General features: G+C 67.0%; 17 protein-coding genes. 8 read left to right on the top strand and 9 right to left on the bottom strand.

Going from position 1 to position 16,569, the window contains the following annotated elements; genetic code table 11:
* The first annotated feature begins 107 nt into the window (after positions 1–107).
* Positions 108–1,961 (top strand): SLC13 family permease, encoded by a 1,854-nt coding sequence (locus AC1D1Y_RS05260; protein ID WP_477681426.1) that lies wholly within the window; start codon positions 108–110, stop codon positions 1,959–1,961.
* A complete protein-coding gene (locus tag AC1D1Y_RS05255) occupies positions 1,958–2,983 on the top strand; it encodes an ABC transporter substrate-binding protein (RefSeq protein ID WP_477681425.1) in 1,026 nt (341 codons plus the stop codon). Before AC1D1Y_RS05260 ends, AC1D1Y_RS05255 begins: the two co-directional genes overlap by 4 nt.
* A 13-nt stretch (positions 2,984–2,996) precedes the next feature.
* Here the strand turns inward: AC1D1Y_RS05255 and AC1D1Y_RS05250 are convergent, their stop codons facing one another.
* The 3 genes from AC1D1Y_RS05250 to AC1D1Y_RS05240 form a co-directional block, all read right to left on the bottom strand.
* Positions 2,997–3,821, bottom strand: a complete 825-nt coding sequence (locus tag AC1D1Y_RS05250) for a substrate-binding domain-containing protein (protein ID WP_477681424.1) — start codon at positions 3,819–3,821, stop codon at positions 2,997–2,999.
* A 40-nt stretch (positions 3,822–3,861) separates the two neighbouring features.
* On the bottom strand, positions 3,862–4,725 hold the full coding sequence (locus AC1D1Y_RS05245; protein ID WP_477681423.1) for a DUF2726 domain-containing protein: 864 nt from the start codon (positions 4,723–4,725) through the stop codon (positions 3,862–3,864).
* A 174-nt stretch (positions 4,726–4,899) separates the two neighbouring features.
* Positions 4,900–6,243 carry a hemolysin family protein gene (locus AC1D1Y_RS05240; protein WP_477681422.1) on the bottom strand — a complete coding sequence of 448 codons (1,344 nt, stop codon included), beginning with the start codon at positions 6,241–6,243 and terminating at the stop codon, positions 4,900–4,902.
* 23 nt (positions 6,244–6,266) lie between these two features.
* On the opposite strand from AC1D1Y_RS05240, the gene AC1D1Y_RS05235 reads away from it, so the two are divergent.
* On the top strand, positions 6,267–7,139 hold the full coding sequence (locus AC1D1Y_RS05235) for a symmetrical bis(5'-nucleosyl)-tetraphosphatase (RefSeq protein WP_477681421.1): 873 nt from the start codon (positions 6,267–6,269) through the stop codon (positions 7,137–7,139).
* Here AC1D1Y_RS05235 and AC1D1Y_RS05230 read toward each other — a convergent pair.
* The 3 genes from AC1D1Y_RS05230 to ypfJ form a co-directional block, all read right to left on the bottom strand.
* Positions 7,131–8,069: a YihY/virulence factor BrkB family protein gene (locus AC1D1Y_RS05230; protein ID WP_477681507.1), complete on the bottom strand. Its 939-nt coding sequence runs from the start codon at positions 8,067–8,069 to the stop codon at positions 7,131–7,133. The genes AC1D1Y_RS05235 and AC1D1Y_RS05230 overlap by 9 nt on opposite strands.
* Positions 8,070–8,151: 82 nt before the next feature.
* Positions 8,152–9,603, bottom strand: coding sequence for a DEAD/DEAH box helicase (locus AC1D1Y_RS05225; protein ID WP_477653386.1), 1,452 nt, complete (start codon positions 9,601–9,603; stop codon positions 8,152–8,154).
* Between the two features lie 342 nt (positions 9,604–9,945).
* Positions 9,946–10,827, bottom strand: a complete 882-nt coding sequence (gene ypfJ / locus AC1D1Y_RS05220) for a KPN_02809 family neutral zinc metallopeptidase (RefSeq protein WP_477681420.1) — start codon at positions 10,825–10,827, stop codon at positions 9,946–9,948.
* Between the two features lie 149 nt (positions 10,828–10,976).
* Between ypfJ and AC1D1Y_RS05215 the strand changes: the two genes are divergently transcribed.
* The gene (locus tag AC1D1Y_RS05215; RefSeq protein ID WP_477681419.1) at positions 10,977–11,711 is read left to right on the top strand and encodes a DUF4136 domain-containing protein; all 735 of its coding nucleotides are present in this window, start codon (positions 10,977–10,979) and stop codon (positions 11,709–11,711) included.
* An 8-nt stretch (positions 11,712–11,719) separates the two neighbouring features.
* Here AC1D1Y_RS05215 and AC1D1Y_RS05210 read toward each other — a convergent pair whose 3' ends face one another.
* On the bottom strand, positions 11,720–12,571 hold the full coding sequence (locus AC1D1Y_RS05210) for a 2-keto-4-pentenoate hydratase (RefSeq protein ID WP_477681418.1): 852 nt from the start codon (positions 12,569–12,571) through the stop codon (positions 11,720–11,722).
* A 42-nt stretch (positions 12,572–12,613) separates the two neighbouring features.
* Between AC1D1Y_RS05210 and pcp the strand changes: the two genes are divergently transcribed.
* Positions 12,614–13,309, top strand: coding sequence for a pyroglutamyl-peptidase I (gene pcp / locus AC1D1Y_RS05205; RefSeq protein ID WP_477681417.1), 696 nt, complete (start codon positions 12,614–12,616; stop codon positions 13,307–13,309).
* Here the strand turns inward: pcp and AC1D1Y_RS05200 are convergent.
* Positions 13,302–13,553, bottom strand: a complete 252-nt coding sequence (locus tag AC1D1Y_RS05200) for a hypothetical protein (protein ID WP_477681416.1) — start codon at positions 13,551–13,553, stop codon at positions 13,302–13,304. The genes pcp and AC1D1Y_RS05200 overlap by 8 nt on opposite strands.
* A 71-nt stretch (positions 13,554–13,624) precedes the next feature.
* On the bottom strand, positions 13,625–14,011 hold the full coding sequence (locus tag AC1D1Y_RS05195) for a hypothetical protein (RefSeq protein WP_477681415.1): 387 nt from the start codon (positions 14,009–14,011) through the stop codon (positions 13,625–13,627).
* A 157-nt stretch (positions 14,012–14,168) separates the two neighbouring features.
* Here AC1D1Y_RS05195 and AC1D1Y_RS05190 point away from each other — a divergent pair, with 157 nt between their 5' ends.
* The 3 genes from AC1D1Y_RS05190 to AC1D1Y_RS05180 all read left to right on the top strand — a co-directional run bounded on the left by AC1D1Y_RS05190 (position 14,169) and on the right by AC1D1Y_RS05180 (position 16,562).
* Positions 14,169–15,086, top strand: a complete 918-nt coding sequence (locus AC1D1Y_RS05190) for a delta(1)-pyrroline-2-carboxylate reductase family protein (protein WP_477681414.1) — start codon at positions 14,169–14,171, stop codon at positions 15,084–15,086.
* An 83-nt stretch (positions 15,087–15,169) separates the two neighbouring features.
* The gene (locus AC1D1Y_RS05185) at positions 15,170–15,592 is read left to right on the top strand and encodes a universal stress protein (RefSeq protein ID WP_477676523.1); all 423 of its coding nucleotides are present in this window, start codon (positions 15,170–15,172) and stop codon (positions 15,590–15,592) included.
* A gap of 85 nt (positions 15,593–15,677) precedes the next feature.
* On the top strand, positions 15,678–16,562 hold the full coding sequence (locus AC1D1Y_RS05180) for an alpha/beta hydrolase (protein ID WP_477681413.1): 885 nt from the start codon (positions 15,678–15,680) through the stop codon (positions 16,560–16,562).
* Positions 16,563–16,569 lie beyond the last annotated feature (7 nt).

Below are 16,569 nucleotides of genomic sequence, written 5' to 3'. Positions count from 1 at the left end.
CCCTTCAGCAGGGTGCCGGCAACTCAATTAAAAAAAACAGGCCAGGAACGCCGATGCAAACGTCCCTCCGGATTCACCCCAGCGCCGCGTGCTAGGCCCGCGAATCCATGCCGCTTTCAGCCACCCCTGATTCCGACGCCCTGGCCTTGTTGCGCCAGGACCCCTTGTTTGCCGACCTGTCGGGCAGCCAGCTGGCGCGCCTTCTGGCCAGCCTGCACTGGGTGGAGTTCGCCGCCGGCGAAGCGCTGTATGAAAAAGGCACGCCGGCCGGATTTTTGTATGTGCTCCAGTCCGGCGCGCTGCAGCTGAGCACGCCGGGCGGGCGCACGCTGGCCCTGGCCGGCATGCGCTGCGGCGAAGAAGCCGCCGGCGACACGGCAAACTACCTGTGCAGCGTGAGCGCCACCGCGCCGGTCAAGGCCTTGCGCCTCACGCGCGAAGCCCTGACGGAACTCAGCGCGAAGTCGCCGTCGCTGCGCAGCCGGGCCCTGCTGGCGCTGATGGGCTATGTGGGCGGTGAAAACTTTCTTCCGCCGGTCAAGCCCGCCGCCAAAAAGCCGCCCAAGCCGGTTTCGAAGCGCGAGCTGGTCGGCTGGCTGGCCGTCATCGGCGTTCCGCCCGCGATCTATTTCCTCTCCGGCATGGCCGGGCTGGTGGTGGAGGCCTCGCTGTTCCTGGCCATCCTGTCGGCCACGGTGCTGATGTGGCTGTTCAACCTGGCCGACGAATTCGTGCCGCCGCTGGTGGCCATCACCGCGGTGCTGATCGTGGGCCTGGTGCCCTCCGAGGTCGCGCTGGCCGGCTTCTCGTCGCGCACGCTCACGACGCTGGTCGGGGTGTATGCGCTGGCGGCCGTGATCTCGGCCTCGGGCCTGAGCTACCGCTTCATGCTGTGGCTGCTGATCAAGCTGCCCGACACACCCTTCTGGCACCAGGCGGCGCTGCTGCTGTCGGGCTACCTGCTCTCGCCCATCATGCCTTCGGGCAACGCCCGCCTGTCGCTGGTGCTGCCTTTTTACCGCGACATGATCGACGGCCTGAACCTGCCGGCACAGGGCAAGTCGGCGACGGCGCTGATGGCCGCGACCTTCTCGGGCGCCATGCTGTTTTCGCCCATGCTGCTGACCAGCAAGTCCTCCAACCTGACGGCCTTCGGCATGCTGCCCTTGCAATTGCAGGACCAGTTCCAGGGCCTGTTCTGGTTTGCGGCGGCCGGCGTGGCCGCGCTGACCGTCACCGCCGCGCACCTGCTGGTGGTGCGCCTGTGTTTCGGCCGCACGGCGCAGGCCGCCCTGCCCAAGGAAAGGCTCAAGCGCCAGCTGGATTTGCTGGGCCCCATCACCAAGCCCGAACAAGCCGCCCTGGCCGGCTTCCTGTTCTTCCTGGTGGGGGCCGGCACCGCCGACTGGCACCAGATCTCGCCGGCCTGGCTGGCCGCGTTTTTGCTGGCCGGCTTGCTGCTGATGGGCTTGCTGAGCAAGAAGGACTTCCAGCAAAAGATCGACTGGCCCATGATTTTTTTCCTGCTCAGCCTGGACGGCCTGAGCCGCGCCATCAGCTACCTGGGCCTGGACACGGCGCTGGCGCACTCGGCCGGCGGCCTGTTCGATTTTGTCGGCGGCCGGATGGCCTGGTTCATTCCCGTGGCGCTGGCGGTCACGCTGCTGCTGCGCCTGGTGCTGCCGATCACCGCGGGCATGATCGTGGCCGCGGTGATCCTGATTCCCATCGGGCAGGCGCAGTTCATCAACCCCTGGGTGGTGGTCTTCCTGACCGCCATGTTCAGCGACATCTGGTTCCTGCCCTACCAGAGCTCGCAGTACCTCCAGGTGCAGGGCAGCGGGCTGGACCGCTATTACAAACACTCGGATTTCCTGCGCTATAACCACTGGATGAACCTCGCGCGCCTGCTGGCGGCCTATCTATCGATTCCCTACTGGGAATGGCTGGGGCTGGTATGAAGAGCGGAACGCTGGCCGCCCTCACGGCCGCGGCGCTGCTGGCCGCGCTGCTGCTGCTGGGCCTGTTCAACCTGTCCAAGCCGCGCATCCTGGTGCTGCACAGCTCGGAGCGCAGCTCCACCACCGTCGGCAAGATGGACGAAGGCATACGCCAGGCCCTGGGCAAAAATCGGCAGCCGATGACGGTGCGCTGGCACTACCTGGGCATAGACGCCCTGCCCGACGAAGACCACCGCCAGGACGCGGCGAAGGAAGGCCTTCGCACCATCGCGCAGTTCGACCCCGACGTCGTGATCGGGGTGGACGACGAGGCCCAGGAATACGTGATGCGCCGCTTCGCCGGCAAGGCCCGTCCCAAGGTGGTGTTCGCCGCCATAGACCATGAACCCGCGGAATACGGCTACGTGGGCGCCGCCAACGTCACCGGCGTGGCCGAAACCATGCCGCTGGCAGCCATCCGCGACCTGCTGCAATACGTCAAAAAGGGCCAGCCCGTGCGGCTGGCGGTGCTGAGCGACACAAGCCCCACCGGCAAGGGGCGGGTCAAGCAGCTTGAAGCCTTCGATTGGGCGCCGCACAGCGTGGCGAGCGTCCACACGCCGGGCGACTTCGCCGCCTGGCAGGCGGCCGTCAAGGGCATGGAGGGCAAGGCCGACGTGGTGCTGATGCTGTCCCACGGCAAGCTGCCGGCCGGGCCCGGCGCGGCCGGCGCCGTGCCGGAAGCCGAACTCATACGCTGGATGGAAGCCCACGCGGCGCCACTGCCGCTGGGCACCGACATCGAGTACGTGCAGCAAGGCGGGGGGCTCAGCGTGGCGCCGTCGGCCAAATCCATGGGAGAAGCCGCCGCAGCCGACGCACTGAGCTGGCTCAAGGCCAAGCCCGCAGGCCAGGCGCCGCCGGCCAGCCAGGACACGCGCTACAGCGTGGCCGTGCGCGCCGCAGCGCTGCGCGCCCGCAACATCAGCCTGCCGTCGATCTACCTGGAAGCGGCCCGGCTGGAGCAGCTTTATTACCCCTGACGCGCCCCGCGCTTCAGGGCTGCGTGACGGTGATGGGCTCCAGGCCGGTTTTGCGGATCACGGGCGCGGCCGCCGCAGTGGTGAAAAAGCGGATCAGCGCGCGGGCCGCATCGGGCTCCCGGGCATCCGCCGCGATGCCGGCTGAAAACACCGTGACGCGCTGCACCTCGGCGGGCAGCGGCCCGACATAGTCAATGCCCGCAATCGGCAGCAACTCGCTGACCTGCTGAAAACCCAGCTCGGCCTCGCCGCGGGCCACCACCGTGCCGACCCGCTCGCTGAGGATGCGGCGGCTTTTGCCGGCGACCTGGTCGGCAATGCCCAGGCGCTGGAACAATTCGGTGGAGATATAGACGCCGCTGGCGCTGGCCGAGTAGGCGATGGACTTCGCTTCCAGCAAGGTGCGCCTGAGCGCATCGACGCTGCCGATGTCAGGTTTGGGCGTGCCGGCGCGCACGGCCATGCCAATCAAGGAGCGCACCAGGTCCACCCGGCTACCGGCTACCRCCTTGCCCTCGCCGGCCAGCGCATCCAGCGCGGGCGCCGCCAGGATCACGACGTCGACGCGCTCCTTGCGCGCCAGCCGGCTGGGAATGGCATCGGGCGCATTGCCCATCGATGCGCCGTAGGACGTGATGACCTTGTGCCCGGTCGCGCGTTCGAAGTCGGGGACCAGTTCGTTGTAGGCGGCGGTGAAGCCGCCCGAGGTCATGACGTGGATGTCGGCAGCCCACAAGCCGGCGCCCGGCCAGGCCAGGGCCGGCAGCAGCGCAAGAAGCCTGGCAACCGCCAGCAGCCGCCGCATGCCCTGTCGTGCCTGTTTTGCGATCGAAGTCATCCGGCAACTATACGCGGGCCGGGCGGGTTTTGTGGACGGCTCAGGGCCTGGCGCCGTCCTGCGGGATGTCGTCGGGCGTGATGAAGGAGTCTTCCCAGGGGGCCGCGAACTGGTGGTCGGCCTCGTCCTGAACGATGCCGGAGCCGGTGCTGAGCGGGTCGAAGTTGGTGAAGCGGATCTTGCGGTTGCGCTCCAGCTTGGCCCGCAGGCTGCTGCGGGCCGCAGCCATGGCGGACATGTCGACATGCGCCGCATGTTCCACCTGCTGCGCATCGGCGACCAGGGCGCCGCCGTCGGCCGCGCGCATGGTGTCGGGCACGGTGGCCAGGGCGTCGGCTTCCGCGTCCCCCGGCAAAGCCATGGGCGGCTCGCCAAGCACGGCCGGGAAGGACGGCTCATCGTCCGACAGATCGATTTCACCGAGGAAGGCGGCACGCACGTCCTCCAGCGTCGGCAGGTTGCTGGCGCGCACCACGGCGTAGGCGATGCCGCATTCGGCGAACAGTTTGCGCTTGAGGTCGCGGTTGCTGGCCCTCAGGCCCTGCGGGCCGGGCACGTCAAGGCAGCCGATGACGGTGCCGTCGGCGGCGCAGACCGTGAAGCTGCAGTACACGTTCTTGAGCAGTTCGTAGGAGCGCTGGCCTTCGGCTTCGTTGCGCGGCGAGACAAAACGGATGACGGGGACCTTGACCACCACGTGGTGGTCAAAGAAAGCGCGCTGCAGCCAGTGCCAGACTTCCTGCTCGGCCTCGAGCAGCAGCGGCCGTACCTGCAGGTGCCATTGCGCCGGAATGCGGCGCTTCTTGCGCGCGGCGCGCGCCAGCCAGCCATGGTGGCAGGCCGCTCCCGTCGCCATCCCTGACACGGCTGTGGCCGTCAGGGCCAACACAAAAACATCAAACATGGGTGCCTTAAACTTTTTTTCAGTTTAAAACACAGGACCTTCAAGTTACAACCATTTACGTATAACGGTGTTGTTGCGGCGTCTCACCTGTAAATCGAAGGCCTTAAAACACGACTTAATTCACATAACGGCCGGTAAAAGTCTCGAAATCGCCACAGGATAAAGAACGAGTCATTACGACTCGACAGATGCAGGCACCGGGCTGGCCAGCACCTTGTCGATGCGCTTGCCGTCCAGGTCCAGCACCTCAAAACGCCAGCCCGCACATTCGACGGCCTCCGCAGTTTTGAGCAGCCGGCCCGAGACGCTCTGCAGCAGGCCGGCAACCGTGTTGTAGCGGCCCTTGCCTTCTTCGGGCAATTCCTTGATGTCCAGCCTGGCCTTGAGTTCGGCGACGGGCATGACGCCGTCGATCAGCCAGCTGCCATCCTCGCGCTCGGTGGCCCAGGCGTCGACCTGGGCGCCGGGCTGCAACTCGCCGGTGATGGCCTCCAGCATGTCCATGGGCGTCATCAGGCCCTGCACCACACCGTACTCGTCGACCACAAACACGATGCGGGTGGAGCGCGCGCGGAACTGTTCGAGCAGCTCCATGCCGGTCAGCGTTTCCGGCACGAACACCGCCGGCACCGCGTATGCGCCTATGCGGTCCGCCACCGACGGCACGGCGCCCAGGCTCTGGCCCGGGGCTGGCGCGACAGGCTGGATCTGGCCGCGCAGTGCGAGCAGTTTGGCCACGTTGACCACGCCCACCACGTCGTCGAGGCTGCCGCGGCACACCGGGTACCAGGAATGCCCGGTGGCGCCGGCCTTGTCGATGGCCTGGGCCACGGTGTCGGAGGCGTCCAGCCATTCGATGTCGGAGCGCGGCAGCATCAGCGAGGTGAGCAGCCGGTCGTCGAGCAGGAACACGTTCTGCACCATCTGGTGCTCGTGCTCTTCAATCAGGCCGGCGTCCACGCCCTCTTCCAGGCTGGCGGCGATCTCTTCCTCGGTCACGGCCCGGCCGGCCGTGTTGTCGATGCGCAGCAGCTTGAGCACCGCCTGCGTGCTGATGGACAGCAGCCGCACAAAAGGCTTGAAGCCGATGGCCACCCACATCATGGGCCGCGACACCAGGCGCGCGACGGTTTCCGGGTAGAGCTGGCCTATGCGCTTGGGCACCAGCTCGCCGAAGACGATGGTGATGAAGGTGATGATGGTGACCACCAGCGCGGTGGCGGTGATCTGGGAGGCGCGTTGCGGCGCGCCGAAGGTCTGGATCCAGGCCGCCAGCCCGTCGCTGAAGGCCGCCTCGCCAATGATGCCGTTGAGCATGCCGATGGAGGTGATGCCGACCTGCACCGATGAGAGAAACTGCGTGGGGTTGTCCAGCAGGCCCAGCGCGGATTGCGCGCCCTTGTCGCCGGACTCCCCCATGGCCGTGAGCCTGGCCTTGCGGCTCGAGGCGAGGGCCATTTCCGACATGGCAAACACGCCGTTGAGCAGCGTCAAAAAAGCAATCAGCAAAAAGTCCATGTGGCCTGGCGCAAAATAAACACATGTCAATGTACTGTATCGGCGACCTTCAGGGTTGCGACGTGCCCCTGGGGCGGCTGCTCGACAAGATCGATTTCTCGCCCAGCCGCGACACGCTCTACGTCCTCGGCGACCTCGTCAACCGCGGCCCCGACTCGCTCAAGGTGCTGCGCCGCCTGGCGGCCCTGGGCGATGCGGCGCAATGCCTGCTGGGCAACCACGACCTGCACCTGCTCGCCCTGTGGCAGGGCGCGCGCCCCCCGGGCCGCAAGGACACCGTGCAGGACATCCTGCAGGCGGAGGACAGCGAGACGCTGCTCGACTGGCTGCGCCACCGCGCCATGGCCTTGCACCGCCACGGCTGGCTGATGGTGCACGCCGGTGTGCTGCCGCAGTGGACGGTGGCGCAAACCATGGCGCTGGCGTCCGAGGTCGAGCAGGTGCTGCGCGGCGGCGACCTCAAGGGCTTCTTCAGCGCCATGTACGGCAATACGCCGGACCACTGGAGCGACGGCCTGCAGGGCGCCGACCGGCTGCGCGTGGTGGTCAACGCGCTCACGCGCCTGCGCTTTTGCACGCTCGAAGGGGTAATGGAGTTCGGCAGCACCGAAGGCGCCGGCGACGCGCCTGCCGGCTACCTGCCGTGGTTTGACGTGCCGGGGCGCCAGACAGCCGGCACGCCGCTGGCCTTCGGCCATTGGTCCACGCTGGCCAAGGAAGGCGGCACGCCGCGCTTACACAGGAACACCCTGCCGCTGGACACCGGCTGCGTCTGGGGCGGCTGCCTCACGGCGGCAAAACTGGGGGCGCAGGCCGGCAGCTTTGAACTGATCGCCGTGCCCTGCGAGCAGGCGCAAAAACCCGGCAAGAAAGACAAGGCCGGCAAGTCAGGCTGAAACCGGCTGCGGCTCACGCGCTTCGTCGGCCCAGGCGCGCGCCACGCTGGCGGACAGCAGCAGCACGGCCGACGAAAAGTAAATCCACATCAGGATCACCACCAGCGAGCCGGCCGCGCCATACGCCGACACCACGGCTGCGGTGGAGAGGTAAAAAGCCATCAGGTGCTTGCCGACCGCAAACAGGATGGCCCCCGCGGCGGCACCCATCACCAGATAGCGCAAAGAAGGCTTGGGGCCTACGCTGATTCTCATGAGCGCCACAAACAGCAGCACACAAAAGCCGAAAGACACGACCTCATTGAGGACCCAGGCGACTTTTTCGATCGGCAGATAACCGCCGGCCCAGCCCGAGAGAAGGCCCAGGAAGGTCGAGATCGCCAGCGACACCAGCAACAGGAAACCGAAGGCCAGGATGTAAGCCACCCCGCGCAGGCGCACCGAGGCACCGTGCCACCACTTTTGCTGCGGCACTTCGCCGCTGCCTTGGCGCCACAGCCGCTCAAACGCGTCCTGCAATTCCGCGAAGACGCCGGTGGCGCCGAACAGTAGCAGCGCAAACGCCAGCAGCGAGGCCGTGATGCCCTCCGACGGCGCCTGCGCGCTGGACAGCGCTTGCTGCACCACCTGGGCGCCCTGCGCGCCGATGACGCTGCGGATCTGGTCGACGAGGCTGGTTTCGAGGTAGGCGCGGTCCAGCCACCAGCCCAGCACGGCGACCAGCAGGACCAGCAGCGGCGCCAGGCTCAGGATGCCGTAGAAAGACATGGCCGCGCTCATGCGCATGCCGCCGGCGTCAATCCAGTGGTCGACGGCGCGCCTCAAGGGGCGAAAGATTCTCAGGAGTGGGTGAAAAGGCGCGGGAAGCCCGAAGGCCGCTGAACGTGGAGGCTGGGGTAGCGGCTTCAGGTTCGGGTCGGATTTCGCCATCATGGAGACAGCGTAGAAGCCGGGGTGCGCGCCCCGCACCGGACAGCCCCGCTACCAGCCGTAGGCGTGAACCGACGGCGGTTTAGACCGTGGACTGGTTCTTGAACAGCGCTGCGACCTTTTTCTTGGGCTTGATGTTGGCCGACACGCTGCTGCGTGCGGGAGCGGCCTTGGAAGCGGCTTCCCAGGCGGGCTGGGCTTCGGGCGCGGCTGTGGATTCGTAGGGCTGGTCGAAGAAGGGGTCGCGCTGCGCGGCCGGCTGGCGGTGCGGCGTGTATTCGCGGCGTTCGCGCGGCTGGCGTGCCTCGCGCGGGCTGCCGCCGTCTTCAGCTTCGCGGTACATGCGGCGGCCGTCGTTGATGCGGCCCTGCTCGCTGATGCGCGGGCGGTCTTCCTCGAATTCGATGGGCTCGAGCTCGATCTTGGTCTTGATCAGTTTCTCGATGTCGGCGACCAGGCGCTGATCGCTGGCGGCGACAAAGCTCACGGCCAGGCCGGATGCGCCGGCGCGGCCGGTGCGGCCGATGCGGTGCACATAGTCTTCCGCATTGAAGGGCACGTCGAAGTTGAACACCGCCGGCACGTCCTTGATGTCGAGGCCGCGCGCGGCCACGTCGGTGCAGACCAGCAAATCGACTTCGCCCTTCTTGAAGGCTTCCAGCGCCTTGAGGCGCTCGTCCTGGCTCTTGTCGCCGTGCAGCGCGGTGGTTTTGAGGCCCTCGCGCTCCAGCGAGCGGGCCAGGCGCGCGCAGCCCAGTTTGCTGTTGACGAACACGAAGGCCTGCTTCATGCCGCGTTCTTTGAGGATCTGGTGCAGCGCGCGGCGCTTGTCGTCGGCGCCCACGCTGTAGAAGTGCTGCTCGACGGTGGAGGCCGTGGCATTGGAACGCGCCACTTCGATGGTCACCGGGTCCTGCAGGTAGCTGGAGGCCAGGCGCTTGATTTCAGGCGAGAAGGTGGCCGAGAACAACAAGGTGATGCGCTGCTTGGGCAGGTAGCTCAGGATGCGCTGCAGGTCGGGCAGGAAGCCGATGTCCAGCATGCGGTCGGCCTCGTCGAGCACCACGTACTCGACCTGGTTGAGCACCGCGTTCTTGGCCTCGATGTGGTCCAGCAGGCGGCCGGGGGTGGCCACCAGCACTTCCACGCCTTTTTTGAGCTCGGCCGTTTGCGGCTTCATGTCCATGCCGCCGAACACCACGGTGCTGCGCAGGTTGGTGTATTTGGCGTACAGCTCGACCTGCTGGGCCACCTGCACCGCGAGTTCGCGCGTGGGCAGCAGCACCAGCGCGCGCACCGGATGGCGCGCGGGCGAGGTCGAGGCGTTTTCGTGCTTCATCATGCGCTGCAGCAGCGGCAAGGCGAAGGCTGCCGTCTTGCCGGTGCCGGTCTGCGCGGCGCCCATGACGTCTTTGCCCTGCAGGACGACCGGGATGGCCTGTTCCTGGATGGGGGTCATGGTCTCGTAGCCCATTTCGGCGACGGCGCGGGCCAGCGGTTCAGCCAGCGAAAGATTGGAAAAAGAGGATGTCATAAGAAAGCTCTGCCTAACACTAGCGGGTAACTGTTGCGGTAGTAGCGCGCGGTCGGGGATGGGATTGCCAAGGCGCGTATTGCAGCCAACAGCACAGCCATTGGCGGGAAAGGTAACGCCGCAGACCGCCCGGGTCCCGTGCGGTCTGGACCGCGGGGCAAGGCTTTGTGCAGAGCTTCCTCAGCCCTCTATTGTCGCACTTTGGGCGAATTGGCCGGTTTTGCCGGCCCTTCAGGGCGCCAGGGCTATTCCGGGCCGGCCGCCCAGGCCGGTTCCGGCGGCAGTTCGCTATGAATTTGATAGCTCACAAGCCCCACCAATAAAGGACTAATGCCATTCAGTCTACAAACTCCGGGCGCTGAAGGTGTCGCAAGCCTTGACGCTGCCGGTCTTGAAGCCGGTGTCGAACCAGCGCTGGCGCTGGGCGCTGGTGCCGTGGGTGAAGCTYTCGGGCACCACCGCGCCGCCGCCGGCCCGCTGCAGGGCGTCGTCGCCGATTTTGGCGGCGGCGTTCATGGCCTCCTCAACGTCGCCCTGCTCCAGGATCTGGCGGGCGTTCTGCGCGTTGTGCGCCCAGACGCCGGCAAAGCAGTCGGCCTGCAGTTCCAGCCGCACGCTGAGGGCGTTGTACTCGGCTTTGCTGACGCGGCCGCGCATCTGGTCCATCTTGGCGCTGATGCCCAGCAGGTTCTGCACGTGGTGGCCGACCTCGTGCGCGATCACGTAGGCCTGGGCGAAATCGCCGGGCGCGCCCAGGCGGCTGCACAGGGTTTCATAAAAGCCGAGGTCGATGTAGACCTTCTGGTCGCCCGGGCAGTAAAACGGCCCCATGGCGGCCTGGCCCTGGCCGCAGGCCGTCTGTGTGGCGCCGCGGAACAGCACCAGCCGGGGTTTCTGGTAGGTGCCGCCGCCCTTGGCGAAAACGTCGGTCCAGACGTCCTCGGTGTCGGCCAGCACGGTGGAGACAAATTTGGCCATGCGGTCGTCGGCCGGCGGCTTGTGGGCCGGGCCCTGCTGTTGCACCTGGGCCGGCGGCGCGCCGCCGCTGAGCAGCCCCAGGATGGTCAGCGGGTTGATGCCGAAAATCCAGCCGCCGACCAGCGCCACCACGATGGTGCCTATGCCTATGCTGCGGCCGCCGAAGCCAAAACCGCCGCCCCCGCCGCCGCCGTCATCGCGCCTGTCTTCGACGTTGTCGGATTCGCGATTGCCTTCCCATTTCATGCTGTCCCCCTTATGCCGTGCAATACTTGCCTGAGCCCGCCCGCCGCGGCCCCATCCCGGGCCTTGGGCGCGTGTCAGCGCATGCGCCGACTTTACTTGAGCGGCGTTCCGCGGCGGAACAAAATTGAACCCTGGTGTATCCATCCCCCATGAACGCTTTGACCCACCCCTCGCCCGCAGGCCCAGGCCCGCGGCGTAGCGCCGGCGCCGTGTTGTCCGTGTTGTTCCGCTCGCCGCGCCTGGCCCTGGCGCTGCTGCTGGCGACGCTGCTTACGGCCTGCGCCAGCCCCATCACCACCCGCGTGACCAGCTTCAACCAGTGGCCCGCCGACGCGGCGGGCAGCACCTTCAGCTACATCACGCCGGTGGACATCACGCGGCAACTGGAACAGGCCACCTACGAAAATTATGTGCAGGCCGAACTCGAAAAACGCGGCCTCAAACGCGCCGCTGAAGGCCAGGTCGGGCGACTCCAGGTCGACGTGGCGGCCAGCAGCCGAAGCGAGGAAAAAACCTGGATGCAGCCGATTTACCAGGACAACATGGTGTTCCTGCCGCCCTACCGCGATGCCGCGGGCCGCCTCTATGGCGGCGGCTGGGTGCCCGACCCCTTCGGGCCGCGCTACGTGGGCGACCGGCCGGTCAGCATGACGGTTTACACCAACAGCCTGCGCCTGCGGCTGCTCGACACCAAAGGCACGCCGCCCGGCAAGCCGCCGCGCACAGTGTTTGAATCGCGCGCCGTCTACGAAGGCGGCAGCGGCGACCTGCCGCTGGTGGTTCCCTACCTGGTGCGCGCGGTGTTCGACGACTTTCCCGGCCAGAACGGCCAGGTGCGCGTCGTGAAGTTCGACAGCGAAACCGGCGCCGTGATCAAAAAATAAAGCCCCGGCTACTCGAACCGGACCACCAGCCCCTTGAGCGCGCCGGCTACGGACCCGGACGCCTCGATCTCGGTGTGCCAGGTCTGCCCGGCCCGCACCGGCCAGGCATCGGTCAGCGTACCGGTGGTGATGATGTCGCCGGCCCGCAAAGCCGGTGCGCCCGGCGTGGCGCGCAGCTCCCGCACAAAATGCAGCAAGGCCTGCACCGGGCCGTCCAGCACATTGGCGCCCACACCCTGGTCCTTGAGCACGCCGTCGCCATACAACTTGAGCTTCAGGCCCGTGAGCGATGCCATCAGCGCTTCGGGCGCCGTGCCGGCGGCCAGCTTCACAGGATGGCCCACCAGCAGCCGGCCATGCAGCCCGCCGTCGGCCACGGCCTGCGCGGCGCTGAACTTCCAGCCCGGGAAATGCGTGTGCACGATTTCATAACCGTGCGCCACCCAATCGATAGCGGCCACCAACTGCTCGGCCGAACAATCGGGCGGCGGCGCCTCGCGCAGGCCGAACACCACCTCGGGTTCTATGCGCGGCTCGCACAGGCCCTTGAGCGACAGCACGCCTTCGTTAGGCCCAGCGGCATCGACACGCGCCAGGCTGCTGTGCCACACCGTGCCCCAGATAGGGCCGTAGACCTCATAACGCGGCCAGATGGTCCGGTTGGTAAAGCCGACCTTGTAGCCCACCGGCCTGTCGCCCTGCCCACTTCGCGCGGCACGCACGGCCAGCGCGGTGGCATAGGCCAGCGGCACATCGGCCGGCACGGCGGCGGGCCAGGGCAGCGGCTGGGCTTCGAGGCGGGCGCGGGTCAGGTCGGCGACCAGCGCGGAAAGGTCCGGATCAGGTGCGGGGATATTCATGGGGGCATGGTAGCCAAAACGCAGCCGCCTTCACAATGGCGCATGCCCGCAGCCCCCACCTCCTCCGCCTCTTCCGCCTCGCCACTTCCCCGCGTCCTGCTGACCGGCTTCGATCCCTTTGGCGATACCGGGCACAGCAGCTTGCCCCTGAATCCCAGCTGGATGGCGGTGAAGGCGCTGGGCGGCAAACGCATAGGCGGACACCTCGTGGTGGCGGCGCAACTGCCCACCGTGTTCCAGGCCTCCATGGATGAACTCACACGGCTGCTTCGGCTGCACAAGCCGGCGCTGGTGATCTGCATCGGCCAGGCCGGCGGGCGCGGCGCGATTTCGCTGGAGCGCGTCGCCATCAACGTCAACGATGCCCGCATTCCCGACAATCACGGCGGCCAGCCTGTCGACACGCCGGTGGTGGCGGGCGGGCCGGCGGCGTATTTCAGCAGCCTGCCCATCAAGGCCATGCTGCAGGCGCTGCAAGCGGCGGGTGTGGCGGCCGAGGTGTCGCAGACCGCCGGCACCTTTGTCTGCAACCACGTGTTTTATGCGCTCATGCATGCGCTGGCCACCAGGCGCGGCTTCAAGCGCACGCGCGGCGGCTTCATCCATGTACCTTATCTGCCCGAACAGGGCGCGCCCAGCCTGCCGCTCGAGGAGACGGTGCGCGGGCTGCGGCTGGCCGTGGCAACGGCCTTGTCAACGACGCATGACATCGCCAAAGGCGCCGGAACCGTCAGCTAGCGTCCGGGCCGGTTTTGCCGTCCCGCGCGGGCGCGGCAGGTTCGTCGCGCAGCAGCCGCCACAGCAAAAAAGTGCCGAGGATGGCATTGCCCACGGCGAAGCCGGTGAGCAGCAGCGTGGCCCAGGCGTTCAGCGGACGGTTGTGCACCACCCAGGCCAGCAGCGGCGACAGGCTGTTGAGCGTGAGCATCAGCCAGAACAGCGGGTTGCGCGGCTGATAAAGCCGTGAAAGAGGGCGTGACAAAGGGCGTGACGGTTGCATCGTGAGTGAATGCTAACCGCGGCGGCCCTACGCGGGCCTGACAACAGGCAACCCTAACGGACGGCGAAGGACGCGGCCATAAAGCCCCGCGGTGGACGCACCGGGCGGGCCGGCATCGCGCTGCCCGCGGAGGCGGAAGCATCGGCAAAAGCCGGCGCCTTGGGCACGCTGTCGGCGGCGGGCGGCGTCGAAGCGCCGGCGACGACGCGGGCCTGCTGGATGCAGTTGTGGCGCGCGGCGCCCGCGCTGGTTTCCATGCAATGCGCGATCGCCGCGAGTTCCACCTGCCGCTGCTCGTCGCGCAGCTTGGCCTTGGCGACCTGCGAATCGGCCACAAAGGCCATGGCGGCCAGCTGGCAAAGAATGACAAGACCCGCCGCTACCAGCAGCATCGTCTTGTAAGGCATTTCATCGAATTTCCTCAGATGCTCAGAGAACATGGCAACCTCCCTTGGGTTACACCATGCTAGGCCGGCATTGCAATAGTCCATTCGGCGCCTTGCCCGTCGCGCTGTAGGATAAAAACCTTTCGTGACATTCGGCCGGGGCGCCAGGCCACCCACCACTTTCCGGGCCATCCCGCTTACCATCGCAGGCATGACGCTCCACCCGTATCCCACCTCGCTGGACGCCGGACAGACCGCCGCGCGGCTGCCCTACCCGCTACTGGTCACCGAACTCATACGCCTGCTCAAGGACGAGTCGGTGCAGGTGCCGCAGCGGGTGGTGCAGGCGCTGCCCGGCGGCGGCAGCCTCTTCGTGATGCCGGCGCTGGACGCCCGCACCGCGATCGCCAAGCTCATCACCCTGACCCCCGCCAATGCCGGCACCGGCCTGCCCGCCATCCAGGGCGACGTGGTGGTGTTCGACGTGGCCAGCGGCCGGCGCCGGCTGATGCTGGACGGCCCCACCGTCACCGCCAGGCGCACCGCCGCCGTTTCGCTGCTGGCCGCCCAGCGGCTGGCGCCCAACACCCGCGGCCCCATGCTGATCGTCGGCGCCGGCGTGCAGGGCGTGGCCCACCTCGAAGCCTTCGCCCAAGGCCTGGGCGTGCGCGATTTCCGCATCAGCTCGCGCAGCCACGCCAGCGCCCAGGCTCTGGCGCAGCATGCGCAGTCGCTGGGCCTGAACGGCCGCGTCGTGCCCGACGCCGACACCGCGCTGGCCGACTGCCCGCTGGCCGCCACCTGCACACCCGCCGGCGGCGTGGTCCTCAGCGCCCTGCCGCGCGACGACGGCTTCATCAGCGCCGTCGGCGCCTACACGCCGACCATGGTGGAACTCAGCGCCGCGCTGTGCCAATACGTCGCGGCGCAGGGCAGCGTGCTGGTCGACACCACCGACGCCGTGCATGAAGCCGGCGACCTGCTGCAGGCCGGCCTGGACGTGGCCCGCTTCGCCAGCCTGGGCGAGGTGATACGCCAGGACATGAAAAAGCCCGACGGGCCGGTGCTCTTCAAAAGCTGCGGCTGGGCGGGCTGGGACCTGGCCGCGGCGCGCACGGCGCTGGCCTGAACGGACCAGGCAAGCAGGCGCTCACCTACACCGCAATGGCAATGCCGGTGTTACGCTGGCCCGTTCAAACTGGAGATAAAACCATGAAGATTTTGTTCGCAGCCGACGGCAGCAAGTACACCAAAAAAGCCCTGGCCTTCCTGGTCAACCATGAAGACCTCGCCGGCGCCGAAGGCGAAGTGGTGGTGATCAACGTGCAGGCGCCGGTCCCGGGCCGCGTCAAGAGCATGCTGGGCTCGGCCAACGTCACGGCCTACCATGCCGAAGAATCCCAAAAGGTGCTGGCGCCCATAGAACGCTTCCTCAAACGCCACAAGATGGCGTTCAAAACCGTCGCCGTGGTCGGCTCGCCCACCGCCGAAATCCTGCGCGCCGCCAAGCGCGAGAAAGCGCACCTGATCGTCATGGGCACGCACGGCCAGGGACTGCTGAGCCGGGCGCTGATCGGCAGCGTGGCCCAGCGCGTGGTCGCGGAGAGCGAGACGCCGGTGTTGCTGGTGAAGTAGCAAGCCTCCCCGCGGCGCTGGCCGGGCTCCGGGATTTACCGGATACTCGCCCTCACACCACAAGGAGACCGAGATGGGGACGAACATGGGATTCCAGTCAATTCGAAAACTGCTGGGCTGGCTGTTGCTGGCACTGCTCGCGGCCACCGCGCCGCTGGCGCTTGCCGGCGAGGTCACCGCCAGGTCCTTCAGCTCAAAGGCCCTGAATGCGGACTACCGCTACACCCTCTACCTGCCGGACGGCTATGAAAACGGCCGGTTGCGCTACCCGGTGATTTTTTTGCTGCACGGCAACGCCGGCGACCAGAACGACTGGTTGGTCAAGGGCCAAGTCCAGGCGACCATGGACACGCTGGTCCGGGAAGGCCGCGTCCAGCCGGCCATCATCGTGATGCCGGGCGGCGGCACCAGCTGGTGGGTGGACGGCAACAAGGACAAGGCCGAAACCGCGCTCATCAAGGAGCTCATCCCCCACATCGACAGCAACTTCAGGACCATCAACGCGCGCGAAGGCCGCATGATCGCCGGCCTGTCCGCCGGCGGTTTCGGCACGGTGAATGCCGTTTTCAAATACCCTGAGCTGTTTGTTTCCGCCGCGGCATTGAGTCCGGCAATCTATTCACCGACACCACCGGCCCATTCTTCGGCCATGCAGGTCGCGCCGTTCCAGCTCAACGGCAAGTTTGACCAGGCCTCGTGGGACCGCCTGAACTACACCGCCAGCTGGGAAGCCTACAAAAGCAAAAAAGTCGTGGTGCCGATGTATATCAACAGCGGCGACCACGACACTTTTTCCATCGCCTACCACTCGGCCGGCCTGTTCCAGAAATTGTTTGAGTACCAGCCCAAGCTGGTGGAATACCGCGTCGTCGACGGCGACCATGAATGGGCGGTCTGGCGCGACACCATAGGCGATGCCCTCAAATACATGAGCGGCTTTGCCAGCCGCCCCCAGGTCGCCAAGCCCTGAGCCCTCC

This window comes from Polaromonas sp. P1_G1, assembly GCF_056405595.1.
Note: the sequence above shows the minus strand (reverse complement) of the source record. Positions and strands in the feature narration are given on the sequence as shown.